Genomic DNA, 22,356 nt, shown 5'->3' with positions numbered 1-22,356 from the left:
ATGGACGACCTGCTGCGGATCAGCGACGCCGCGTTCACCTCCCGCCTGATCATGGGCACCGGCGGCGCGCCCAGCCTGGAGGTGCTGGAACAGGCGCTCCTGGCCTCGGGCACCGAACTGACCACGGTGGCGATGCGCCGGCTGGACCCGTCCACGAAGGGCTCGGTGCTGTCGGTGCTGGCCGCGCACGGCATCCGGGTGCTGCCCAACACCGCGGGCTGCTACACCGCGGGCGAGGCGGTGCTGACCGCGCGGCTGGCCCGCGAGGCGCTGGGCACCGACTGGGTCAAGCTGGAGGTCATCGCCGACGAGCGGACGCTGCTGCCCGACCCGGTCGAACTCCTCGACGCCGCCGAGACGTTGGTGGACGACGGGTTCACGGTGCTGCCGTACACCAGTGACGACCCGGTGCTGGCGCGCAAGCTGGAGGACGTGGGGTGCGCGGCGATCATGCCGCTGGGCTCCCCGATCGGCTCGGGCCTCGGGATCCGCAATCCGCACAACTTCCGGCTCATCACCGAGCGGGCGGGCGTGCCGGTGATCCTGGACGCGGGCGCGGGGACGGCCTCGGACGCGGCGCTGGCGATGGAACTGGGCTGCGCCGCGGTGATGCTGGCCTCCGCGGTGACCCGGGCCCGGGAGCCGGTGCTGATGGCCCAGGCGATGCGGGACGCCGTCACGGCCGGGCGGCTCGCCCACCGGGCCGGCCGCATCCCCCGCCGCCACCACGCCCTGGCGTCCTCCCCGGCGGACGGCACCGCGGACCTCGACCCCGAGCGCCCGGCCTTCTGACGCCTCCCCCGGACGGCCCCCGTCCCCGGCTGACCTGCCCCCGGACGGCCGCCGGCCGCACCGGGGCCGGCCAGGTCGTCCAGGTCACGGAATTGTTCCGGATCGCCACGGGTGGGGCACAGAGCGGGCGCGTACCGCCGGATGGGGCAAGCCGGACTCGTAGAATCGGGCGTCGTGGACATCAGCGTGCAGGACCCGCTCGTCGGGCAGGTGCTCGACGGGCGGTACCGGGTCGAGGGCCGCATCGCCGTCGGGGGGATGGCGACGGTCTACCGGGCCGTGGACACCCGGCTCGACCGCGTGCTCGCGCTGAAGGTGATGCACCCCGGCCTGGCCGGCGACACCGGCTTCGTGGAGCGGTTCATCCGCGAGGCGAAGGCGGTCGCCAAGCTGGCCCACCCGAACGTGGTGGGTGTCTTCGACCAGGGCCAGGACGGCACCTACGTCTACCTGGCGATGGAGTACATCGCCGGCTGCACGCTGCGGGACGTGCTCAGGGAGCGCGGCGCGCTGCAGCCGCGGGCGGCCCTGGACATCCTGGAGCCGGTGCTGGCCGCGCTCGGCGCCGCCCACCGGGCCGGTCTCGTGCACCGCGACATGAAGCCGGAGAACGTCCTGATAGGGGACGACGGCCGGGTGAAGGTCGCCGACTTCGGTCTGGTCAGGGCGGTCGACACGCAGACCAGCGCGTCCACCGGGGCCCTGCTGGGCACCGTCTCCTACCTGGCGCCCGAGCAGATCGGGCACGGCACCGTGGACCAGCGCAGCGACGTGTACGCGTGCGGCCTGGTGCTCTACGAGATGCTGACCGGCCGCAAGCCGTACCCCGGCGACACCCCGATGAAGGTGATCTACCAGCACCTCAACGAGGACGTGCCGGCCCCCTCGGCGCTGGCGCCGTCGCTCGCGCCGGGGCTGGACGCCCTGGTCGCCCGGGCGTCGGCGCGCGTCCCCGAGGAGCGCCCGGCGGACGCGGTGGAGATGCTGGCCGAGGTGCGCGCGGTCCGCGCGGAGCTGACCGCGGACCAGCTCGACGGGCGGCCCGGTGACCCGCGGGCCGCCGCCGCGGCGCCCGGCGCGGGCGGCGGGAACGACGAGGGCACCGTGCAGATGCGGCTGCGCCCGCCGGCCGACGCGGTGCCGGCCGGGTCGGAGGAGCGGACCAGCGTGGTGCCGCTGCCCGTCGCGGACGCCGTGCCGGCCTCCCACGCCGCCGACGCCCCGGCCGGGGCGGGTGCCGGCGAGGACCCGGCGCTCAACCGCACCAGCAGGCTGCTGCTGCCGCCGCCCGAGCGCCAGGAACCTGAGCACTCCGGCGCGGGCGCGGCCCCCGGCTCGGGGACCCGGGCGCGGCGCGGCCGCCGCGGCCCGCTGACCGTGCTCCTGGTGCTGCTGGCGCTGGTCGGTGTCGGGGCCGGCGTCTGGTACATCAGCGACGGCCAGTTCACGAAGGTGCCGGGCGTGCTGACGCTGCCGCAGGGCGAGGCGCAGAAGAAGCTGTCGGCGGCCGGCCTGGACAGCACGGTGAAGCAGGCGTACTCGCTGAACGTGCCGCGCGGCAGCGTGATCTCCACCGACCCCGCGCCCGGCAGGCGGATCCGCTCTAACGGGACGGTCACGCTGACGGTGTCCAAGGGCCCGCAGGTGGTCAAGGTGCCCGACGTGACCGGCAAGTCGCTGGACGACGCCAGGAAGGCGCTGTCCTCGGCCGGCCTGACCCCGGGCACCGTCTCCAAGGTGTTCAGCTCGGACGTGCCCAACGGCCAGGTCGTCTCCACCGATCCGGCGGGCGCGGCCGGCCGCGCGCCGGGCACGCCGGTGGCGATCACCGTCTCGCGCGGCGAGCCGGTCGAGGTGCCGGACGTGGTCGGCCAGTCGGTGGCCGACGCCCAGCAGGCGCTGGAGGACGCCGGGCTGAAGGTCGTCCTGGCGCCGGGCAAGGTGTACTCGGACAAGGCCGACAAGGACACCGTCGCCGTGGAGTCCCCCGGCGCCGGCGCCCAGGCGGGCACCGGTGACACGGTGACCATCACCGTGTCCAAGGGCCAGCAGATGGTGGACGTCCCCGACGTCAAGGGCAAGCACTCGGACGAGGCGAAGCAGATCCTGCAGGACGCCGGCTTCGACGTGCGGGTGATCACCGTCTTCTTCGGCGACACGGTGTTCAGCGAGTCCCCGGACGGCGGCGGCCAGGCGCCCAAGGGCGCCACGATCACCCTCTGGGTGCGCTGAGCACGATGGCACGCGGGAAGGTACCCGGGGCGGCTGCGCGGGCCGCCGGCGACGCGGGCGCGGACGGCGGCGGCGCGGCGCGCAACCCGGTCGGCAGCCATGTGCCGGTCGCCGGCGGACTGGCCGCCCGGGGCCTGGAGTACGCGGCGCAGATCGGCGCGGAGTGCGTCCAGGTCTTCGTGGCGAACCCGCGCGGCTGGGCGACCGGGCCGGGGAACCCCGCGCAGGACGAGGCGTTCCGGACCCGGTGCGCGGAGCTGGGCGTGCCCGCGTACGTGCACGCGCCCTATCTGATCAACTTCGGCTCGCACACCCCGGCGACGGTGGACCTGTCGGTCGCCTCGCTGCGGCACTCGCTGCGCCGGGGCCGGGAGATCGGGGCGCTGGGCGTGGTGGTGCACACCGGTTCGGCGACCGGCGGCCGGCAGCGGGAGGTCGCTCTGGCGCAGATACGCGAGCGGGTGCGGCCGCTGCTGGCGGAGCTGACGCACGAGGACGACCCGTGGCTGCTGCTGGAGCCGACGGCCGGGCAGGGCGCGTCGATCTGCTCGCTCGCCGAGGACCTGGGCCCGTACATGGACGCCCTGGACCGGCATCCGCGGCTGGGCGTGTGTCTGGACACCTGCCATGCGTTCGCCGCCGGCCACGACCTGGCGGCGCCGGACGGCCCGCGGCTGCTGCTGGACGAGCTGACCGCGAGGGCCGGCTCAAGCTGGTGCACGCCAACGACAGCAAGGCGGGCTGCGGGTCGCGGCTCGACCGCCACGAGAACATCGGGCCGGGCCGGATCGGCGCCGGGGCGTTCCGCGGCCTGCTGCACCATCCCGCGACGCGGGGCGTGCCGTTCGTCATCGAGACGCCGGGCGGCCAGGAGGGCCACGCCTCCGACATCAAGCTGCTCAAGGAGCTGCGCCTGCCCTGAGGCCGGCGCGGACGTCCGGCGGGCCGGGTCAGAGTTCGGGGCCGTCCCCGGGCTCCTCCTGGTAGGAGTAGCGCTGCTCCCGCCACGGGTCGCCGAGGTTGTGGTACCCGCGCTCCTCCCAGAAGCCGCGGCGGTCGGCGGTCATGTACTCCACGCCGCGCACCCACTTGGGGCCCTTCCAGGCGTAGAGCCCCGGCACGACCAGCCGCACGGGGAACCCATGCTCGGCGGTCAGCGGCTCGCCGCCCCTGTGGGTGGCGAATATCGACTTGTCGTCGAGGAAGTCCTCGATCCGCAGGTTGGACGAGAAGCCGTACTCGGCCCACACCATGACGTGGGTGACGTCGTCGGCGGGCGGCGCCAGCTTGACCACGGTCGACGTGGAGACCCCGCCCCACTCGATGCCGAGCATGGAGAACTTGGTGACGCAGTGGAAGTCGGCCACCACCGTGGCGTACGGGAGCGCGGAGAACTCCTCGTGGTTCCAGCAGGTCTTGTCCCCGTCGGCCGTCGCGCCGAAGACCCGGAACTCCCAGCGGTCGGGCTTGAAGCGCGGCACCGGCCCGTAGTGCGTGACCGGCCAGCCCCGCTGGATCCGCTGGCCCGGGGGAAGCTCCCCCTCACGACGCTCGGACTGGCCCATGTCTCCATGGTGACAGACCGGACGCAGTGCTCATGACCCCGGCACGGAACGTGATCGTCCGCTTACTGGATCGCGCGGTGCGGCGGTGGAAGGATGCCCGGCGACACCTGTGTCACCGATGCCATCCCGTCACCCACGTCCCACGGACGTAACGACGTACGCACCCGGAAGGACGGCGCTGCCATGCAGGGCGACCCCGAGGTCCTCGAGTTCCTCAACGAACAGCTGACCGGCGAGCTGACCGCGATCAACCAGTACTTCCTGCACTCGAAGATGCAGGACAACTTCGGCTGGCTGAAGCTCGCGCGCTACACCCGGTCCGAGTCGTTCGACGAGATGCGGCACGCGGAGCTGATCACCGACCGGATCCTGCTGCTGGAGGGGCTGCCAAACTACCAGCGGCTGTTCCACGTCCGCGTCGGGCAGACGGTCACCGAGATGTTCCAGGCGGACAAGCAGGTAGAGGTCGAGGCGATCGACCGGCTGCGCCGCGGCATCGAGGTCATGCGCGCCAAGGGCGACATCACCTCGGCGAACATCTTCGAGTCGATCCTGGCCGACGAGGAGCAGCACATCGACTACCTGGACACCCAGCTCGACCTGATCGAGAAGCTCGGTGAGCCGCTGTACATCGCCCAGCAGATCGAGCAGCCGGACAGCGACGACTAGGCGGCCGGCTGCCGAGCGGCGGGCGCGACCGGAGCCACCGGCGCGAAGGGCACCACGGGCGCCACGGCGGGCGCGACCGGCAGGACCGGTGCCACGGGCTCGGCGGGCGCCGCGACCGGCTCGGGTGCCGCCACGGGCTCGGCGGTGCCGGCCGGGTCCAGCCTGTCCCGGGTGGCGCAGCCGGCGCCACGGCCCAGCAGGGCCTGGATGCGCTTGACGCACGAACCGCAGTCCGTGCCGGCCTTGCAGGCGGAGGCTATCTGGCGCGGGGTGCAGCGGCCGCTGTCCGCGTGCTGCTTGACCTGCTGCTCGGTGATGCCGAAGCAGGAGCAGACGAACACGCGGTCACCGCCTTCCGGGGCCCTGGGGACTGAGGTAACCCTTACCTTACCTGGAGCCAGGACCGGAGGAAAAGCACGAAGGGGCGCGGATCGGTGTGATCCGCGCCCCTTCTCCGCGTGTCCCCGCGGGGCAGCTCGGCCCGCCCCTGGGCCGAGCAGGGCCCGCTGCGGGCTACTGGCCCCGGTACATCTCCGCCACGAGGAACGCCAGGTCCAGCGACTGGCTGCGGTTCAGCCGGGGGTCGCAGGCGGTCTCGTAGCGCTGGTGCAGGTCGTCGACGAAGATCTCGTCGCCGCCGCCGACGCACTCGGTGACGTCGTCGCCGGTCAGCTCGACGTGGATGCCGCCGGGGTGGGTGCCCAGCGAGTGGTGGACCTCGAAGAAGCCCTTCACCTCGTCCAGCACGTCGTCGAACCGCCGGGTCTTGTGCCCGGAGGCCGCCTCGAAGGTGTTGCCGTGCATCGGGTCGCTGACCCAGGCGACCTGCGCGCCCGAGGCGGTGACCTTTTCGACCAGCGTCGGCAGCTTGTCGCGCACCTTGTCCGCGCCCATCCGCACGATGAACGTCAGCCGGCCGGGCTCGCGGTCCGGGTCCAGGCGGTCGACGTAGGTCAGCGCCTCCTCGGGCGTGGTGCCCGGGCCGAGCTTGATCCCGATCGGGTTGCTGATCCGGGAGGCGAACTCGATGTGCGCGCCGTCCAACTGCCGGGTCCGCTCGCCGATCCACACCATGTGGCCGGAGACGTCGTACAGCTTCCCGGTCCGCGAGTCGGTCCGGGTCAGCGCGGTCTCGTAGTCGAGCAGCAGCGCCTCGTGGGACGAGTAGAACTCCACCGTGCGGAACTCGGCGGGGTCGGTGCCGCACGCCGCCATGAAGTTCAGCGCGTTGTCGATCTCCCGGGCCAGCGCCTCGTAGCGCTGCCCGGACGGCGAGGACTTCACGAAGTCCTGGTTCCAGGCGTGCACCTGCCGCAGGTCGGCGTAGCCGCCGGTGGTGAAGGCCCGCACGAGGTTCAGCGTGGACGCGGACGCGTGGTACATCCGCTTGAGCCGCTGCGGGTCCGGCACCCGCGACGCGGCGGTGAACTCGAACCCGTTCACCGAGTCACCGCGGTACGTGGGCAGCGTCACACCGTCGCGGGTCTCGGTCGGCTTGGACCGCGGCTTGCTGTACTGCCCGGCGATCCGCCCGACCTTCACCACCGGCACGGACGCGGCATAGGTGAGCACCGCGCCCATCTGGAGCAGGGTCTTGAGCTTGTTGCGGATCTGGTCGGCGCCGACCGCGTCGAACGCCTCCGCGCAGTCACCGCCCTGGAGCAGGAACGCCTCCCCCCTGGCCACCGCGCCCATGCGGGAGCGCAGCTGGTCGCACTCCCCGGCGAACACGAGCGGCGGATACGAGGCGAGCTCGGCGGTCACATCGCGCAGAGCCTCGGAGTCGGGCCACTCGGGCTGCTGCGCCGCGGGAAGAGAGTGCCAGGTGTTGCCACCGGCGTGGAGATCTGCGTTCACGGTCACACCGACCACACTAAGGGTTCTTCTGGGCGGATATTCCGTCGGCCCAGTGGGTGAGACATGGTGTCCGCCCGGGGTGTGTCAACGGGACGTCAGAGTCCACTGGTAGCGTCTGCGCCTTCGGAGGCGATCACCGTCCGAGGGATCGCCAGGGGAGGGCGCGCCCGAGGCGTGCCGGAGAGCCAGGGGCAAGGTGGCCCGCAGTAGGCACCGCAGAAGGACATCACTCATCGCGTACGGAGCGGGGGCGGCCGTGCTGGCCACCGTCGCGACCTACGGCACCATCGCGCTGGCGTCGCCGTCGAGCAGCGGCTCCGACGACGCCAGGAACAGCAGCCACACGCTGCAGGACGCGTTCGCGTCCGCCGCTCACGAGTTCAAGGTCCCGCAGAGCGTCCTGATGGCCGTCTCCTACCGGCAGACGCTGTGGGACTCCCACAGCGGCCAGCCGAGCGCGACCGGCAACTACAACGTCATGGGACTGACGCAGGTCAACCCGCAGGATCTCGTCCAGCCGACGGACGCCGACCGGCTCGCCGAGATGAACCTCAGCGGCGACCCGAGCGTCACCAAGCACTTCGACGCCAAGCGTGCGCTGCAGAGCAACCGGGCGAAGGTCAACACCGCCGACCCGCGCCTGCACACGCTGGACGAGGCCGCGAAGCTGACCGGCACGTCCGCGGGCAAGCTGAAGAGCGACTCCGAGCAGAGCGTCCGGGGGGCCGCCGCGCTGCTCGCGCAGTACGAGAAGGACTCCTACGGCTCGCTGCCGGCGAACCCGGGCAACTGGTACGGCGCGATCGCCCGGTACAGCCAGTCGCCCGACGCCGGCGGCGCCGACCAGTTCGCGCAGCGGGTCTTCGACTCGATCCGCACCGGCGCGAGCCGGGTCACGGACGACGGGCAGCAGGTCACGCTGGCCGCCGACCCGTCGGTGACGCCGGTCAAGCCGGCGAAGACGCCGCTGGCCGCCCAGGCGAACGCCGTCCAGGCCGCCGCGACGGCGGAGTGCCCGTCCTCGCTGAACTGCAACTTCGTCCCGGCCGCCTTCAAGCAGAACAGCGCGACCGCGGACGACTTCGGCAACTACAACCCGGCGAACCGGCCGGCGAGTGGCGAGGACATCCGCTACATCGTCATCCACGACATGGAGGGGACCTTCGAGGGGTCCATCCAGGAGTTCCAGAACTCCACGGCCTACGCCAGCGCCCACTACCTGGTCGCCGACGACGGCCGGGTGACGCAGATGGTGCAGACGAAGGACGAGGCCTGGCACGCGGCCAACAAGACCGTGAACATGCACTCGGTCGGCGTCGAGCACGAGGGCTACGCCATGAAGGCCGGCAGCTGGTACGCCGAGCCCGAGTACGACTCCTCGGCGGCCCTGGTCAAGTTCCTGGCCGCCAAGTTCGGCATCCCGCTGGACCGGCAGCACATCATCGGGCACGACGAGGTCCCCGGCCCGCTGGACGCCAACGTCTCCGGGCAGCACTGGGACCCGGGCCCGTACTGGGACTGGAACCACTACATGGCGCTGCTCGGCAGCCCCCAGGGGGACCAGGGCGCCGGAGGCCCGGTGCGCACCGGCCAGCTGGTCCGCATCGTGCCGCCGTACACCACGGCGAACCAGCCGAAGCTGACCAACGGCGGCACCGCGTTCGCCGCCCACCCGGCCAACTTCGTGTACCTCTACACCACGCCCTCCACCTCGGGCGGAACGCCCAACGACCCCTATCTGGGTTCGGCGGTCTGGACCGAGGGCTCGAACTGGGAGAACAAGGCGGTCGCCGGCAGCGAGTACGTGGTGGCCGGAACGTCGGGCCTGGACTGGACGGCGATCTGGTACAGCGGGCAGAAGCTGTGGTTCTACAACCCCGGCGGCCAGTTCACCGCGCCCGTGGCCAGCACGAGCGTGATCGCCCCGGCCGGGTCGAGCGCGATCCAGGTCTACGGCCGCGCCTACCCGGAGGACGCCGCGTACGCCCCGAAGGGCGTGCCGGTGCAGACCAGCAACGGCGCGTCCCTGACGAAGTACTCGATCCCGCCCGGCCAGTCCTACGCGCAGGCGGGGCCCGAGGCGGTCGGCGACTACTACTTCGCCGGCACCTATGCGGGCACGCAGCCCAATGACCGCACCCTGGTCACCGGCACCGACCAGTTCTACCCGATCCAGTACAACCACCGGATCGCCTGGGTGAAGGCCACGGACGTCAAGCAGGTCGCCAGCACCGCCCCCGACTCCGGCACGACCCGCAACAACGTGCTGGGCCGTGACTCCTCGGGCGCGCTGTGGCAGTACCAGGGCACCGGCAGCGCCACCGCGCCGTACTACTCGCGGTTCAAGGTCGGGCCGGGCTGGCAGGTCTACAACATGCTGGTGCCGCTGACCGACCTGAAGGCGAGCGGGACGGGCGACATGGTCGCCCGGGACAGCTCCGGGGCGCTCTGGTACTACCAGGGCACCGGCAAGCCGTCGTCGCCGTTCAAGGCGCGGGTGAAGGTCGGCCCCGGCTGGCAGATCTACAACGCCATGGCCGGCGTGCGCGACGTGACCGGGGACGGCAGGCCCGACCTGGTCGCCCGGGACTCGTCCGGCACCCTGTGGCTGTACCAGGGCACCGGCAGCACCACGGCGCCGTTCGCCGCGCGCGTCAAGATCGGCGCGGGCTGGAACGCGTACAACATGCTCGTCGGCATCGGTGACTTCACCGGTGACGGCAAGGGCGACATGATCGCGCGGGACTCCTCGGGCGGGCTGTACCTGTACACCGGCACCGGCAAGGCGGCCGCGCCGTTCACGGCGAAGCTGAAGATCGGCACCGGCTGGCAGACCTACAACGCCATGGTCGGCGCCGGCGACCTGTCCGGGGACGGCAAGCCCGACCTGGTCGGCCGCGACTCGTCCGGCACCCTGTGGCTGTACAAGGGCACCGGCAGCACCACGTCCCCGTACGCCGCCCGCGTCAAGGTGGGCACCGGCTGGCAGATCTACGGTCTGCTGGTCTAAGGTCGGGTCCATGTTCGCGCCGATGAACCAGAACTGGTGGTGGCCCCCTTCCCGGGCGGCCCACTGAACCTCGCGCGCGACGACTCGACACACGCGAAGGCCGCCCCACAGGGGCGGCCTTCGGCGTTTCCCGGGCCCGGCCGCCCCTTCCGTCCACGGGACCCTCGGAAGGACCACCGCCGTGCCTGACTCCGCCGCCCAGCTCGTGCACCGCCTCGTCGCGGACGGCTGCCCGCCGTTCGCCCTGCTGCACCGCCGGACGCCCGGCCACCCCGAGGGGGTGGTGGAGGTGCTGCTCGGGCCGGTGGTGACCGCGCCGTCCCTGTCCGGCATCCCGCTGCCGGCCGGCGCTCCCGGCTCGGGGCCGGCCCTCGACGCCCTGGCGCTGGTGCCGTTCCGGCAGATCCGCGAGCGCGGCTTCGACGTCCACGACGACGGCACGCCGCTGGCCGTGCTGCTCCCCGAGGAGACCCGCACCCTCCCGCTCGACGAGCTGCTCGTAGCGCTGCCCGACGACGAGGTCAGGGTCGAGGACGGCGCCTTCGACGTGGACGACGACGCGTACGCGGGCATCGTCGAGCGGGTGATCGAGGACGAGATCGGCCGCGGCGAGGGCGCCAACTTCGTGATCCGGCGCACCTTCCGCGGCTCGGTGCCCGCATACGGCCCGCGGGCCGCGCTGGCGCTGTTCGGCCGGCTGCTGCGCGGCGAGCGCGGCGCGTACTGGACGTACGTGGTGCACACCCCGCAGCGCACGCTGGTCGGCGCGAGCCCTGAGGTGCACGTCCGGATGTCGGGCGGGACCGTGGTGATGAACCCGATCAGCGGCACCTACCGCTACCCGGCGCAGGGGCCGAGCGCCGAGGGCCTGCTGGAGTTCCTGCACGACGCCAAGGAGGTGGAGGAGCTGACGATGGTCGTCGACGAGGAGCTGAAGATGATGTGCACCGTCGGCGACCTGGGGGGCGTGGTGGTCGGGCCGCGGCTGAAGGAGATGGCCCATCTGGCGCACACCGAGTACGAGTTGCGCGGCCGCTCCACCATGGACGTGCGGGACGTGCTGCGGGAGACGATGTTCGCCGCGACCGTCACCGGCTCCCCGGTGCAGAACGCCTGCCGGGTGATCGAGCGCTACGAGCCGCTCGGGCCGGACGGCGCCGGGCGCGGCTACTACGCGGGCGCCCTGGCGCTGATCGGGCGGGACGCGGGCGGCGCGCAGACCCTGGACTCGCCGATCCTGATCCGCACCGCCGACATCGCGCCGGACGGCACGCTGAAGGTGCCGGTCGGGGCGACGCTGGTGCGGCACTCCGACCCGCGCGCGGAGGTGGCCGAGACGCACGCCAAGGCCGCCGGGGTGCTGACCGCGCTCGGGGTGCTGCCCGCGCCGCGGTCCGCCGAGCGGGGACCGCGGCCGCGGCTGGCCGACGACATCAGGGTCAGGGCCGCGCTGGACGCGCGCCGGGCGCACCTGGCGCCGTTCTGGCTGCGGATGCAGACCGGCCCGGTGGCCGCCGGGGACGCGCCCCTGTCCGGGCACGCGCTGGTGGTGGACGGCGAGGACACCTTCACCGCGATGCTGGCGCACCTGCTGCGCTCGTGCGGTCTGGGGGTGACGGTGCGGCGCTTCGACGAGCCGGGGCTGCGGGAGGCGGCGCTGGCGCACCGGGGTCCGGTGGTGCTGGGTCCCGGTCCCGGGGACCCCGCGGACACCGCGGACCCGAAGATGCGGCTGCTGCGGGCCCTGGCGGCCGACCTGGTCGCCGGGCACCGGCACGGGCTGCTCGGGGTGTGCCTGGGCCATGAGCTGATCGCCGCGGAGCTCGGGCTCGACCTGGCGCGCAAGGAGAACCCGGCGCAGGGTGCGCAGGAGCGGATCGACTTCTTCGGGCGGCCCGAGACGGTCGGTTTCTACAACACCTTCACCGCTCGCTGCGACGAGGCCGCGGTACTCGAACTGGGCATGCACCAGGTGGAGTTGAGCCGGGACCCGGCCAGCGGGGACATCCACGCGATGCGCGGTCCCGGGTTCGCGGGCGTGCAGTTCCACCCGGAGTCGGTGCTCACGCTCAACGGCCCGGCGCTGGTCGCGGAGATGCTGTCCGCGGTCACCGTGGCCTGAGCCGCGGCCCGGAGGAACCCGCCGCCCCCGCCGGGCGCGAGCCCGGCGGGGAGGAGCGGCGAGGACGGGCGGCTGATCGTCGCCGGCATGCGGCGGCCGTCAGGCGGTCTCGCCGAACTGGCTGGCGTCCAGGGCCGGTTCGGCCCGCACCGGCGCGGCCAGCACCGGGCCGATCAGCATGGTCACCGCGGTGATCATCGCGTACTCGTCGGCGGTGCCGTCCACCACGAGGTCGGCGACCGCCCGGGACGGCGCGACGTGCGCGGCGTGCCGTTCCCGGCCGGTCATCAGGTAGTTGCGCAGGGACAGCGCCGGGTCCTGGCGCTGCACCTCGATCTTGCGGAGGATCTTGCGGGCCAGCCGGATGTCGTCCGGGGTGTCGACGTAGACCCGCCAGGTGGCGCGGGCGGTCACCACGGGCAGCGTCAGGGCGAACAGGCCCTCGACCACCACCAGCCGGTGGCGGCCGGCCGCCACCGCGCCGTCGACGGCCTCGGCGACCGCCGACTGGTCGATGGAGCCGGGATGGTTCCAGTCCAGGATCTCGGCGCCGGTCGCGGACACGGTCCGCACCCCGCGCAGCGGATCGTGCGCGGGGACGTAGAAGTCGTCGAGCCGGACCAGGTCCACGCTGTCCGGATGGTGCCGCACCAGGGCGTCGGCCAGGGTGGACTTGCCGGAGGCGGTGCCGCCGGCGACCGCCAGTACGGGCACGCGGTGCCCTCCCACAACACCCGTCATACGGGCGCTCCTCATGTGCTCAAAAAGGGGGTCCCCGAGGGGACGACGACGCCGCCGGATGGGCCGCCCATCGGACCGGGTGGAGGGAGGATAGGTCGCTGGGATCAGCTACGGCAAGCGCTGTCGGTCAAGGGGGTGCACGGCGTGTTTCCGGTACGCCGCGCGGCGCCGTACCGCGGTCGTGGGAGGGTCGCGCCGGCGCCGCGGGAGCGGGCGGGCGGCTAGCCGAAGAACACCCCCGCCTCCTGGTAGAGGGCCGGGTCGACGGTCTTGATCCGGGCGGTGGCGTCGCCGATCGGGACCCGCACGATCTGCGTGCCGCGCAGCGCGACCATGGTCCCGAAGTCGCCGTCGCGGACCGCCTCGACGGCGTGCAGCCCGAAGCGGGTGGCGAGCCAGCGGTCGAACGCGCTGGGAGTGCCGCCGCGCTGGACGTGCCCGAGCACGGTGGTGCGCGCCTCCTTGCCGGTGCGCTTCTCGATCTGCTTGGCCAGCCACTCGCCGATCCCGGACAGCCGCACATGGCCGAAGGAGTCCAGCGTGCCGTCCTTGAGCACCAGGTCGCCGTCGACCGGCATCGCGCCCTCGGCCACGACCACGATCGGCGCGTAGCGGATCTTGAACCGGTTCTCCACCCAGGCGCACACCTGGTCGAGGTCGAAGCGCTGCTCGGGGATGAGGATGACGTTGGCGCCGCCGGCCAGGCCCGAGTGCAGGGCTATCCAGCCGGCGTGGCGGCCCATCACCTCGACCACCAGGACCCGCATGTGCGACTCGGCGGTGGTGTGCAGGCGGTCGATGGCCTCGGTGGCGATGTTGACCGCGGTATCGAAACCGAAGGTGTAGTCGGTGGCCGACAGGTCGTTGTCGATGGTCTTGGGGACCCCCACGCAGGGCACGCCGTGGCGCGAGGAGAGTTCGGCGGCCACCCCGAGGGTGTCCTCGCCGCCGATGACGATGAGGGCGTCGACCTCCTCCTCGGCCAGGGTGCGCTTGACGCGTTCGACGCCGCCGTCGGTCTTGAGGGGGTTGGTGCGCGAGGAGCCGAGGATGGTGCCGCCGCGTGGCAGGATGCCGCGGACGGCCGTGATGTCGAGCCGCACGGTGTCCCCCTCGAGGGGGCCGCGCCAGCCGTCGCGGAATCCGGTGAAGTCGAACCCGTACTCCTGGACGCCTTTACGGACGATGCCGCGGATGACCGCGTTGAGGCCGGGGCAGTCTCCGCCGCCGGTCAGGACTCCGACCCGCATGGACTCTTCCCTTCGTCACAAGCCAGCTGTGCCGGATGTGCAACCTCCGCCAAGCTAGCGTGACTTGGGTCACATGTCGCCGTCCGTGCGGTCCTCGTCGCCGCCGTCCAGGCCGCGCTCGATCGCGTATCGGACAAGCTCCACGCGGTTGTGCAACTGGAGTTTGCCGAGGGTGTTCTGCACGTGGTTCTGCACCGTGCGGTGGGAGATGACCAGGCGCTGGGCGATCTGCTTGTAGCTCAGGCCCTTGGCGACCAGCCGCAGCACCTCGGTCTCGCGGTCGGTCAGCCGGGGGGCGGCCGGCTCGTCCGGCGCGGCGGCCGCCGACGGCACGGTGGCGAGCCGGCGGTACTCGCCGAGCACCAGCCCGGCGAGGCCGGGGGTGAACACCGGGTCGCCCACCGCCGTGCGGTGGACGGCGTCCACCAGCTCCTCACGGGCGGCGGACTTCAGCAGGTAGCCGGTCGCCCCGGATTTGACCGCTTCCAGTACGTCGGCGTGCTCGCCGCTCGCGGACAGCACCAGGACGCGCAGCGCCGGGTCGTGGGCGACGACCTCCTTGCACACCTGGACCCCGGACGCGCCCGGCAGGTTGAGGTCGAGGACCAGGACCTGGGGGCGCGCCGCACGGGCGCGGCGGACCGCCTCGGGCCCGTCGCCCGCGGTGGCGACCACCTCGAACCCGGCCTCAGCGAGGTCGCGGGCGACCGCGTCCCGCCACATCGGATGGTCGTCGACGACCATCACCGTCACGGGCGCCTCGTGCCCGGTGCCGTCGCTGCCCGCTGTGCCGCCCGTCATCGCCTGCCTCTTCCGTCGGCGTCCGTGAGTGCCGCCCCCGATTCTCCCGTGCCTGCCGGGGCGCGGTCCGCCGGCCGCCGCGGCAGCCGCAGTTCGACCTCGGTGCCCTGGCCGGGCACCGACAGCAGCTCGGCGCCGCCGCCCAGGTCCCGGAGCCGGCCGCGGATCGACTGGGCGACGCCCAGGCGCCCCTCGTCGGCCGCGGCCGCCAGCCGCCCGTCGGCGATGCCGGGCCCGTCGTCCCTGACCGTCACCAGGACGGCGTCCGGCTCGTCCTCGACCAGGATCCAGGCGTGCGCCTGCTCCCCGGCGTGCCGGCGGACGTTGTCCAGCGCGGCGCCGACCGCCGCGGCCAGTTCGGCCGCGGCGTGCGGGTCGAGCAGCACGGGCGTGCCGGGGGCGGACAGCGTGACCCGGGACGAGGCGTGCGGCGCCAGCAGCGTCCGCAGGTCGTGCGGGCCGTCCGCCCGGCCGTCGGGACCGTCGCCGGACCCGCCGTCGCCGGACCCGCGCGGGGCGGGCGGCGCGCCGCTGATCAGGCAGCGCAGGGCCGCCTCCTGCTCACCGGCGAGCCGGCCGAGCTCCGCGGCCTCTCCCCCGGCCTGGTTGCCGCGGCGCTGGACCATGGCCAGCACCTGGAGCACCCCGTCATGGATGTCGCGGGCCAGCCGCTCCCGCTCGCGGGTGGCCGCCTCGATCTGCAGCGCCCGCGCCAGGGTCCGCTCGCTGGCCCGGGCGACCTCGACGACGTAGCCGATGGCGATGCTGGCCACCCATATCAGGATGACGTTGTGCACGGTGTCCCGGCCGGGGCTGCCGCGCTCGACGAGGTCGGCGGCGGCCACCAGGCTGGACGCGACCGCCGCCCAGCGCCAGCCGCCCTTGATCGCGAACGCCAGCACCGAGCCGGCGGTCCAGATCGACGGCAGGGTGAACGAGCCGGATTCGATCCGCGCGCCGGTGTCGACGTACCGGGTGAGCAGGATGCCGGTGACGGCGATCGCCAGGTCGACGGCGAGGAAGGCGCGGGTGCAGCGCTCGGCGTTGGCGACCCGGCCGACGGTGGCCAGCGTCCACCCGGCCAGCACCGCGATGTACACGCCGGCCGGCAGCGGGTGGCGCAGGGCCCCGTACGCGTGCACGTACAGGGCCACCGCGTAGCCGGCGGTCAGCAGCCGGTAGGCGAGCAGGGCGCGCCACAGCGGCTGCTCCACGGACATGCGCACGGCCATGCGTGCTCCCCCTCCCCCCCGCCCGGACCCGCGCCGGTCAGGTACCGGTCGTCTCGGCGGCGCGCTTGGCAGCCTCGGCGATCTGCCGCTTGGCGGCCGTGGCGTAGATGTCGACGTACTCCTGGCCGGACAGCCGCATGATCTCGTACATCACCTCGTCGGTGACCGAGCGCAGGATGAAGCGGTCGTGCTCCATCCCGTGGTAGCGGCTGAAGTCCAGCGGCTTGCCGATCCTGATGCCCGGCCGGACGGAGAACTTGGGCATGACCTTGCCGACCGGCTGCACCTTCTCGGTGTCGATCATCGCCACCGGGACGACCGGTGCCCCCGACGCGAGCGCGACCCGGGCCAGGCCGCCGGGCTTGCCGCGGTACAGCCGCCCGTCGGGCGAGCGGGTGCCCTCCGGGTAGATGCCGAACAGCTCGCCGCGCTCCAGCACCGCGAGCCCGCTCTTGATGGCCGCCTCGCCGGCCCCGCGGGCCCCCGAGCGGTCCACCGGCAGCTGCCCGACGCCCTTGAAGAACGCCGCGGTCAGCTTGCCCTTGACCCCGGGTGAGGTGAAGTACTCCGCCTTCGCGATGAAGGTGACCTTGCGGTCCAGCACCGCGGGCAGGAAGAACGAGTCGGAGAAGGACAGATGATTGCTCGCGAGGATGGCCGGGCCCTCCTCCGGGACGTTCTCCAGCCCCTCGACCCACGGCCGGAACGCCGCCTTGATCGGGTGGCCGATAACGATCTTCATCGCGCCGTAGAACAACCCTGCCTCCTGTTTCCGACGCAAAGACCTTAACGCCAACGGGGTGCGCATCCGGCCCCCGGCGGCCGGCCGGGAGCGGCACGTCGGATGGGGCTTACCGCGTGGTACGGGTCCCGCGTACGCTGAACATCCGCACTCCCGCGTACCCGCAAAAGCGCGCTCGAACAGGAGAAGCACGGTGTCGCTCATTCCCGGAGCCGAACCGTACCGCCACGACGGCGGTGAGACCGGCGTTCTGCTGTGCCATGGCTTCACCGGCACGCCCCAGTCGCTGCGGCCCTGGGCCGAGTACCTGGCGGACCGCGGCCTGACCGTGCGGGTGCCACTGCTGCCCGGCCATGGCACCCGCTGGCAGGACATGCAGGTCACCGGCTGGCAGGACTGGTACGCCGAGGTGGACCGGGAGCTGCGGGAGCTGTCCGGGCGGTGCTCGCGGGTCTTCGTGTTCGGCCTGTCGATGGGCGCCGGGCTGGCCCTGCGGCTGGCGCAGAAGCACGGCGCGCAGATCAGCGGGCTGGTGCTGGTGAACCCGTCGGTGAAGGCGGACAGCCTGCAACTGCGGGCGGTGCCGGTGCTGCGGCACTTCGTGCCGTCGGTGCCGGGTATCACCAGCGACATCGCGCTGGAGGGCGCCGCCGAGGTCGGCTACGCGCGCACGCCGCTGCACGCCGTCCACTCGCTGACCCGGTTCTGGCGGATCGTGCAGGCCGGGCTGCCGCAGGTCACCCAGCCGCTGCTGCTCCTGCACAGCCGGGTCGACCACGTGGTGCACCCGTCCAACTCGGCGGTCGTGCTGGCCCGGGTGTCGTCCACGGACGTCACCGAGCGGGTGCTGGAGCGCAGCCACCACGTGGCCACGCTCGACCACGACGCCGACCGGATCTTCTCGGAGTCCTACGACTTCATCCAGCGGCTGTCCGCTCCGGCGCCGGCCGAGGAGGGCATGGCAGGTGGCTGACCGCGAGGACGAGGGCGCCGCTCCGCTCGACGAGGACGCGGCCTGGGCCGCACTGGTCGCCGGTTTCGACGCGGAACCGGCGCCCGGCAGCGAGTCCGTGTGGCCGGAGGCCGAGAACGTGCCGAAGGCCGAGAAACCGGAGAAGCCGGCGGAGAAGCCGGAGAAGGCTGCCGACGAACCGCCGGCCGGGCCGCCGGCACCGGCTGCCCGCAGCATCGTCGTCCACCCGGTCATCCGGGGGCCGCGCGACTACGAGGTGCCGGACGACGACGATGACGAGCACTACGTGCCGCCGGAGCCGCCGCCGCTGCCCGAGGCGGACGTCACCACCAAGTTCGCCTGGATCGCGGTCCTCGGCGGACCGCTGCTGCTGCTCGTCTTCGTGCTGTTCCAGCTCGAGATGACCTGGTGGGCCATCCTCCTCGGCGTGGGCGGCTTCCTCGGCGGCTTCGCCACGCTGGTGGCCCGGATGCGCACCGGCGAGGACGACGACGACCTGCCCGGGGGCGGCGCCGTCGTCTGACGGCGCCGGGGCCGTCCCGGCCGGTCAGGAGGCGGGGACGCGCAGGGCCGCGAGGACCGGGAGGTGGTCGGTCGCGGCGTGCAGGTCGGCGTCGCTGACGCCGGGCAGGCCGAGCGGTACGCCGCAGCCCAGGACCTCGATCGACGGCGTGCTGAAGACGGCGTCGATCCGCTGGAACGGCGGCCGGGTGTTGGTCACGTCGCCGCCCCACGGCTTCACCGCGTGGCCGTCCTGCAGGGTCGCGGCGATCCGGGCGAACCCGGGCCGGTCCGGCGGCTCGTTGAAGTCGCCGCCGAGGACGACGTGCGGCTCGCCCGTCGAGGCCACCGTGTCCAGCACCAGCCCCGCCTGCAGAAAGCGCTCGGCCGGGCTGAGGCTGAGGTGGGTACTCACGGCGGCCAGGCGCGCGCCGCCGATCCTGAGGACCGCGGTGGCGAACCCGCGCCGGTGCAGGCCCGGGGTGGGCGGCATGAGGCTGTCCTCGGTGCGCTCCACGTGGGCGCGCAGCCCGGCCAGGATCATCGGGCCGGTCGCGGTGGCCCCGCCGGTGACGTACACCAGCCCGGTGGCCTCCGCGAGCCGCACCGCGGCCTTGCGCCACCGGAAGAACCGCGGGGCCTCCTGGATCAGGACGAGGTCGGGGGCGCAGGCTCGGATCACCCGGACCAGCGCCGCCCTGTCGTCCCGCAGGGAGCGGATGTTGTAGCTGAGCACGCGGATGACCGCCGAGCCCCCCGGCTCGGTGGCGGAACCCGGCAGATCCTCCATGGCGCCCTTCCCTCGTCGTCGCTCGTCGCCCGCCGGTCCCTCCCGGCGGGGGTCAGCCCTGGCGGGCCAGGTCGGCCGCTCCGACGAGCCCGGCCTTGCCGCCGAGTTGGGCCGCCAGCACCTGCGCGTGCGGACGCCACTCGCCGCCGATCAGCCAGCGCCGGAACGACTTGCGGATCGGGTCGAGGACCAGCTCGCCCTCGTCCGAGACGCCGCCGCCGACGATGAACGCCGAGGGGTCGAAGAGCGAGGCCAGGTCGGCCAGTCCGGCGCCGGCCCAGCGGGCCAGCTCGCGGAACGAGTCGATCGCGACCGGGTCGCCCTGCCGGGCCGCCGCGCTCACGTGCCGGCCCTCGATGCCCTCGGGGGTGCCGTCGCCCAGGCTCAGCAGCATCTGGGCGTTCTCGGGGGTGGCCTGCGCACGCTGCCGGGCGTAGCGGACCAGTGCGCGGCCGGACGCGTACTGCTCCCAGCAGCCCTGGCTGCCGCAGCCGCAGAGCAGGCCGTCCGGAACCACCCGGATGTGGCCGAACTCGGCGGCGACGCCGAACCGGCCGCGGCGCAGCTTGTTGCCGATGATGATGCCGCCGCCCAGGCCCGTGCCGAGTGTGATGCAGATCACATCGGAGTGCCCCTGTCCGGCACCGAACCGGTACTCGCCCCACGCCGCCGCGTTGGCGTCGTTCTCCACCACGACGGGGAGTTCGACGCGCTGCTCGACCTTGTCCTTGAGTGCTTCGTGGCGCCAGTTGATGTTCGGCGCGAACAGGACGGTGGCGCGCTTGTCATCGACGTAGCCCGCCGCGCCGATGCCGACCGCTTCGATCTGGTGACCCGTGCTGACCTGGCGAACCGCCTCGACGATCGCGTCCACGACGCCCTCGGGGGACGACGGAGTCGGCACCTTGACGGTCTCGAGAATCGAACCTTCCTCGTCGACCACTCCAGCCGCGATCTTGGTGCCGCCGATGTCGACGCCGATGGTGAGTCCCATGTGTCCCTCAGTTTTCGGTCGTTCCCCGCTAAGAGAACCGTACCGGAGGGGAGGTCAATCGAGGTCGATGTGTTCAGCGGTTGAACGCGAGGAGCCGTCCCCGGACGTCCAACGGGCCTCCGCGGAGGCGACCGCGGACCGGTACGCCGCCAGAAGCTCGGCTCCGGCGCTCGCGAGGTGGTCGAAGACGTCGGGGTTGCGGTCCACGATGGGTTCGACAACGGAACGCACCTGGGAGGCCACCGACTGGGCCGCCATCTGCACCGCCGGGTTGTTCAGCGCCGACAGCCGGTCGCTGACCGCGTCGCCCACGGCCTCCGCCAGCCGGCGCAGCTCGTCGACGGCGCTGCCCGGCGCCTGCCCGGCCTCCGCCCGCCGCCGGGCGTGCTCGGCAGCGATGTCCTCCGCGCTGGCCTTCGCCCACGCGTCGGCGTCGGGACGGTCCGTGCCTTCGCTCATGATCGGCTCCCATTCCCGGGGCTCCACCCCCGCCCCCTCGACGTTACCCGAACCCCCGCAAGAACCCCGCCCTCCAAGGAAGAAGCCCCACCACGACCCGGGGCGCCCCAGGCCCCTCCGCTCCCCCTGCGCTGCCCCTGCGCTGCCCCTGGATCAGCTGTCTGGGGTGCCCCATGGGCCCGCACCGATGCTCCCGGTTGCCCCGGTGTAGGCATCGAGCCAAAGGGCCCGCCGGTGTCTAGAGGGTGGGGGTACCTCCCAGGCGAAGCTCTGGGGGAGCGCGCAGTGAGCGCAGCGAGCGAGCACGATCGACCGGCAGACACCGGTTCTAAGGGCCCGGAGGCGAGAGGCCGGCAAAAAAGGGGCCTCACCTCGGCCAGACGTCCGGATCCGGCGTGAACCGGACCGCGAGGGATCCCTCGCGGAGCGCCGCGCCGGCGACGGTGCAGCGGCGCAGGGCGGAGGGGAGGGGGACGATGCGGCGGAACCCGCCCGCGTCGACGACGAGTTCGTCGCCGCGCCGGACGAGGTCGAGGCCCTCGCGGGCGGCGCCGGGAAGGGGGAGCGTCCAGACGAAGCAGCCGTCGCTGCCGAGCCGGTCCTCCACCGCCCATGGCTCGGCGGGCCGTTGCGGCGCCGGCTCGGCGTGCCCGGGCTCGGGCAGCGCCACCGGGACGGCCGGGACGTCGTCGCCGGCGTGCGGGGCGCGGCCGAGGTGGGCGCACTCGACGAGCGGGACGCCGTCCGTCGCGCACTGGTCGGCGAGCAGCTTGAGGACGTCCTGCTGGTGGCCGGAGAGGCCGGCCAGGAACGGGTCGGCGGAGCCGGTCGGCAGCACGCGGTTGGCGACGACGGCGGCGAGCCGGTGGCCGTAGAGGGCGAACCCGGTCCGCGCGGTGCGCAGGGTCGCGTCCGCCGCCGCGTCCGGTTCCACGACCACCGCGGCGGCCGTGTCGGGGGCGTCGACGACCGCCTGGACCGCGGCCAGTTCGCCGTCGGCGCGGGCCGCCGCCTCGTAGGCCCACTCGGCGGGCATCGGCACGCCGGCGAGCTGGGCCAGCACCGGGCGCAGCGCGCGGGCGGCCTGCCGGTCGGCCGGCAGCAACCGCCGCAGGTAGCGCCGCAGTTGCTCGGGCAGGGCGAGCAGCCTGATCGCGTCGGCGACCGGCGGCAGGTCCACCACGACCAGGTCCCAGGCGGCCTCCGGCCCGCGCGCCTCGCGCAGTGCGCGCAGCATCGCCAGGGCCTCGGCGCCGGGCACCGCGGTGAGTTCCTCGGGGTCCAGCGGCGCCGCGCCGAGCATGCCCAGCAGGCTGCCGATCCGCTCCTGCAGGTCCAGCGTCCCGGCGCGGAAGGAGGCCGCGGGATCGGTCATGGCGACGTACAGGTCGTCGCCGCCGTCCACCGCGTAGGGCTGCGGCAGCCCGGAGACCGGCGCGGGGAGCGCGTCCCGGCCGCCCGGCGGCAGCAACGGGTCGAGGACGGAGGTGCCGGCGGCGGTCAGCAGCAGGGTGCGGCTGCCGTCGCGGGCGGCGGCCGCGGCGGTCGCCGCCGCGGCGCTGGTGCGGCCGGCGCCGCCCGCGCCGGTGACGAGCAGCGTGCGGACGCCGGTCAGCGCGGTCACGC

19 protein-coding genes and 1 pseudogene are annotated in these 22,356 nt (G+C 73.3%); 8 read left to right on the top strand and 12 right to left on the bottom strand.

The genetic code is table 11. The features are described 5' to 3' along the window. From ACH4TG_RS02610 to ACH4TG_RS02600, 3 genes and pseudogenes are all read left to right on the top strand, one after another. Positions 1–792 (top strand): thiazole synthase, encoded by a 792-nt coding sequence (locus ACH4TG_RS02610; RefSeq protein WP_398239998.1) that lies wholly within the window; start codon positions 1–3, stop codon positions 790–792. A gap of 174 nt (positions 793–966) precedes the next feature. Next, the gene (pknB, locus tag ACH4TG_RS02605; RefSeq protein WP_398239996.1) at positions 967–3,024 is read left to right on the top strand and encodes a Stk1 family PASTA domain-containing Ser/Thr kinase; all 2,058 of its coding nucleotides are present in this window, start codon (positions 967–969) and stop codon (positions 3,022–3,024) included. A 5-nt stretch (positions 3,025–3,029) separates the two neighbouring features. Further along, positions 3,030–3,946, top strand: a pseudogene (locus tag ACH4TG_RS02600) (deoxyribonuclease IV). Between the two features lie 28 nt (positions 3,947–3,974). On the opposite strand, the gene ACH4TG_RS02595 reads toward ACH4TG_RS02600, so the two are convergent. Next, positions 3,975–4,589 (bottom strand): sulfite oxidase-like oxidoreductase, encoded by a 615-nt coding sequence (locus ACH4TG_RS02595; RefSeq protein WP_398239994.1) that lies wholly within the window; start codon positions 4,587–4,589, stop codon positions 3,975–3,977. 183 nt (positions 4,590–4,772) lie between these two features. Here ACH4TG_RS02595 and bfr point away from each other — a divergent pair, with 183 nt between their 5' ends. Beyond that, positions 4,773–5,258: a bacterioferritin gene (bfr, locus tag ACH4TG_RS02590; RefSeq protein ID WP_398239992.1), complete on the top strand. Its 486-nt coding sequence runs from the start codon at positions 4,773–4,775 to the stop codon at positions 5,256–5,258. Here the strand turns inward: bfr and ACH4TG_RS02585 are convergent. Both ACH4TG_RS02585 and ACH4TG_RS02580 read right to left on the bottom strand, forming a co-directional pair. Next, positions 5,255–5,599, bottom strand: a complete 345-nt coding sequence (locus ACH4TG_RS02585; protein ID WP_398239990.1) for a bacterioferritin-associated ferredoxin — start codon at positions 5,597–5,599, stop codon at positions 5,255–5,257. The two genes, bfr and ACH4TG_RS02585, sit on opposite strands and share 4 nt — an antisense overlap. A gap of 172 nt (positions 5,600–5,771) precedes the next feature. Beyond that, positions 5,772–7,121 (bottom strand): class II 3-deoxy-7-phosphoheptulonate synthase, encoded by a 1,350-nt coding sequence (locus ACH4TG_RS02580; protein WP_398239988.1) that lies wholly within the window; start codon positions 7,119–7,121, stop codon positions 5,772–5,774. 253 nt (positions 7,122–7,374) lie between these two features. On the opposite strand from ACH4TG_RS02580, the gene ACH4TG_RS02575 reads away from it, so the two are divergent. Together ACH4TG_RS02575 and ACH4TG_RS02570 are read left to right on the top strand one after the other, a co-directional pair. Next, a complete protein-coding gene (locus ACH4TG_RS02575) occupies positions 7,375–10,125 on the top strand; it encodes an N-acetylmuramoyl-L-alanine amidase (protein WP_398240470.1) in 2,751 nt (916 codons plus the stop codon). A 181-nt stretch (positions 10,126–10,306) separates the two neighbouring features. After that, positions 10,307–12,247 carry an anthranilate synthase family protein gene (locus ACH4TG_RS02570; protein ID WP_398239986.1) on the top strand — a complete coding sequence of 647 codons (1,941 nt, stop codon included), beginning with the start codon at positions 10,307–10,309 and terminating at the stop codon, positions 12,245–12,247. 99 nt (positions 12,248–12,346) lie between these two features. On the opposite strand, the gene ACH4TG_RS02565 is transcribed toward ACH4TG_RS02570, so the two are convergent. The 5 genes from ACH4TG_RS02565 to ACH4TG_RS02545 form a co-directional block, all read right to left on the bottom strand. Further along, the gene (locus ACH4TG_RS02565) at positions 12,347–12,988 is read right to left on the bottom strand and encodes a uridine kinase (protein ID WP_398239984.1); all 642 of its coding nucleotides are present in this window, start codon (positions 12,986–12,988) and stop codon (positions 12,347–12,349) included. A 221-nt stretch (positions 12,989–13,209) separates the two neighbouring features. Continuing rightward, positions 13,210–14,238, bottom strand: coding sequence for a 6-phosphofructokinase (locus ACH4TG_RS02560; protein WP_398239982.1), 1,029 nt, complete (start codon positions 14,236–14,238; stop codon positions 13,210–13,212). A 69-nt stretch (positions 14,239–14,307) separates the two neighbouring features. Then, complete coding sequence (locus ACH4TG_RS02555; RefSeq protein ID WP_398239980.1) at positions 14,308–15,039, bottom strand: response regulator; 732 nt, start codon at positions 15,037–15,039, stop codon at positions 14,308–14,310. Then, positions 15,036–16,271 carry a MacS family sensor histidine kinase gene (macS, locus tag ACH4TG_RS02550; protein WP_398239978.1) on the bottom strand — a complete coding sequence of 412 codons (1,236 nt, stop codon included), beginning with the start codon at positions 16,269–16,271 and terminating at the stop codon, positions 15,036–15,038. The genes ACH4TG_RS02555 and macS overlap by 4 nt, the downstream gene beginning before the upstream one ends. 37 nt (positions 16,272–16,308) lie before the next feature. Continuing rightward, on the bottom strand, positions 16,309–17,028 hold the full coding sequence (locus ACH4TG_RS02545) for a lysophospholipid acyltransferase family protein (protein WP_398239976.1): 720 nt from the start codon (positions 17,026–17,028) through the stop codon (positions 16,309–16,311). A gap of 178 nt (positions 17,029–17,206) precedes the next feature. Between ACH4TG_RS02545 and ACH4TG_RS02540 the strand changes: the two genes are divergently transcribed. Together ACH4TG_RS02540 and ACH4TG_RS02535 are read left to right on the top strand one after the other, a co-directional pair. Beyond that, positions 17,207–17,986, top strand: a complete 780-nt coding sequence (locus tag ACH4TG_RS02540; RefSeq protein ID WP_398239974.1) for an alpha/beta hydrolase — start codon at positions 17,207–17,209, stop codon at positions 17,984–17,986. Then, positions 17,979–18,509 (top strand): hypothetical protein, encoded by a 531-nt coding sequence (locus tag ACH4TG_RS02535; protein WP_398239972.1) that lies wholly within the window; start codon positions 17,979–17,981, stop codon positions 18,507–18,509. The genes ACH4TG_RS02540 and ACH4TG_RS02535 overlap by 8 nt, the downstream gene beginning before the upstream one ends. 24 nt (positions 18,510–18,533) lie before the next feature. Here the strand turns inward: ACH4TG_RS02535 and ACH4TG_RS02530 are convergent, their stop codons facing one another. The 4 genes from ACH4TG_RS02530 to ACH4TG_RS02515 all read right to left on the bottom strand — a co-directional run bounded on the left by ACH4TG_RS02530 (position 18,534) and on the right by ACH4TG_RS02515 (position 22,354). Next, the gene (locus ACH4TG_RS02530; RefSeq protein WP_398239970.1) at positions 18,534–19,277 is read right to left on the bottom strand and encodes an endonuclease/exonuclease/phosphatase family protein; all 744 of its coding nucleotides are present in this window, start codon (positions 19,275–19,277) and stop codon (positions 18,534–18,536) included. 52 nt (positions 19,278–19,329) lie between these two features. Continuing rightward, positions 19,330–20,271 (bottom strand): ROK family glucokinase, encoded by a 942-nt coding sequence (locus ACH4TG_RS02525; RefSeq protein WP_398239968.1) that lies wholly within the window; start codon positions 20,269–20,271, stop codon positions 19,330–19,332. Positions 20,272–20,325: 54 nt separating this feature from the next. Further along, the gene (locus tag ACH4TG_RS02520) at positions 20,326–20,730 is read right to left on the bottom strand and encodes a DUF5304 family protein (protein ID WP_398239967.1); all 405 of its coding nucleotides are present in this window, start codon (positions 20,728–20,730) and stop codon (positions 20,326–20,328) included. A 367-nt stretch (positions 20,731–21,097) separates the two neighbouring features. Next, complete coding sequence (locus ACH4TG_RS02515) at positions 21,098–22,354, bottom strand: ArsA family ATPase (protein ID WP_398239965.1); 1,257 nt, start codon at positions 22,352–22,354, stop codon at positions 21,098–21,100. Between the last annotated feature and the right edge of the window lie 2 nt (positions 22,355–22,356).

Source organism: Streptomyces sp. NPDC020917 (genome assembly GCF_044333795.1).
GTDB lineage: Bacteria > Actinomycetota > Actinomycetes > Streptomycetales > Streptomycetaceae > Actinacidiphila.
Note: the sequence above shows the minus strand (reverse complement) of the source record. Positions and strands in the feature narration are given on the sequence as shown.

Bases quoted from the DNA above. Each gene is read 5' to 3' on its own strand.
- ACH4TG_RS02610 (WP_398239998.1), top strand. From the start codon at position 1: ATGGACGACCTGCTGCGGATCAGCGACGCCGCGTTCACCTCCCGCCTG.
- ACH4TG_RS02595 (WP_398239994.1), bottom strand. From the start codon at position 4,589: ATGGGCCAGTCCGAGCGTCGTGAGGGGGAGCTTCCCCCGGGCCAGCGG.
- bfr (WP_398239992.1), top strand. From the start codon at position 4,773: ATGCAGGGCGACCCCGAGGTCCTCGAGTTCCTCAACGAACAGCTGACC.
- ACH4TG_RS02565 (WP_398239984.1), bottom strand. From the start codon at position 12,988: ATGACGGGTGTTGTGGGAGGGCACCGCGTGCCCGTACTGGCGGTCGCC.
- ACH4TG_RS02560 (WP_398239982.1), bottom strand. From the start codon at position 14,238: ATGCGGGTCGGAGTCCTGACCGGCGGCGGAGACTGCCCCGGCCTCAAC.
- ACH4TG_RS02555 (WP_398239980.1), bottom strand. From the start codon at position 15,039: ATGACGGGCGGCACAGCGGGCAGCGACGGCACCGGGCACGAGGCGCCC.
- macS (WP_398239978.1), bottom strand. From the start codon at position 16,271: ATGGCCGTGCGCATGTCCGTGGAGCAGCCGCTGTGGCGCGCCCTGCTC.
- ACH4TG_RS02530 (WP_398239970.1), bottom strand. From the start codon at position 19,277: ATGGAGGATCTGCCGGGTTCCGCCACCGAGCCGGGGGGCTCGGCGGTC.
- ACH4TG_RS02525 (WP_398239968.1), bottom strand. From the start codon at position 20,271: ATGGGACTCACCATCGGCGTCGACATCGGCGGCACCAAGATCGCGGCT.
- ACH4TG_RS02520 (WP_398239967.1), bottom strand. From the start codon at position 20,730: ATGAGCGAAGGCACGGACCGTCCCGACGCCGACGCGTGGGCGAAGGCC.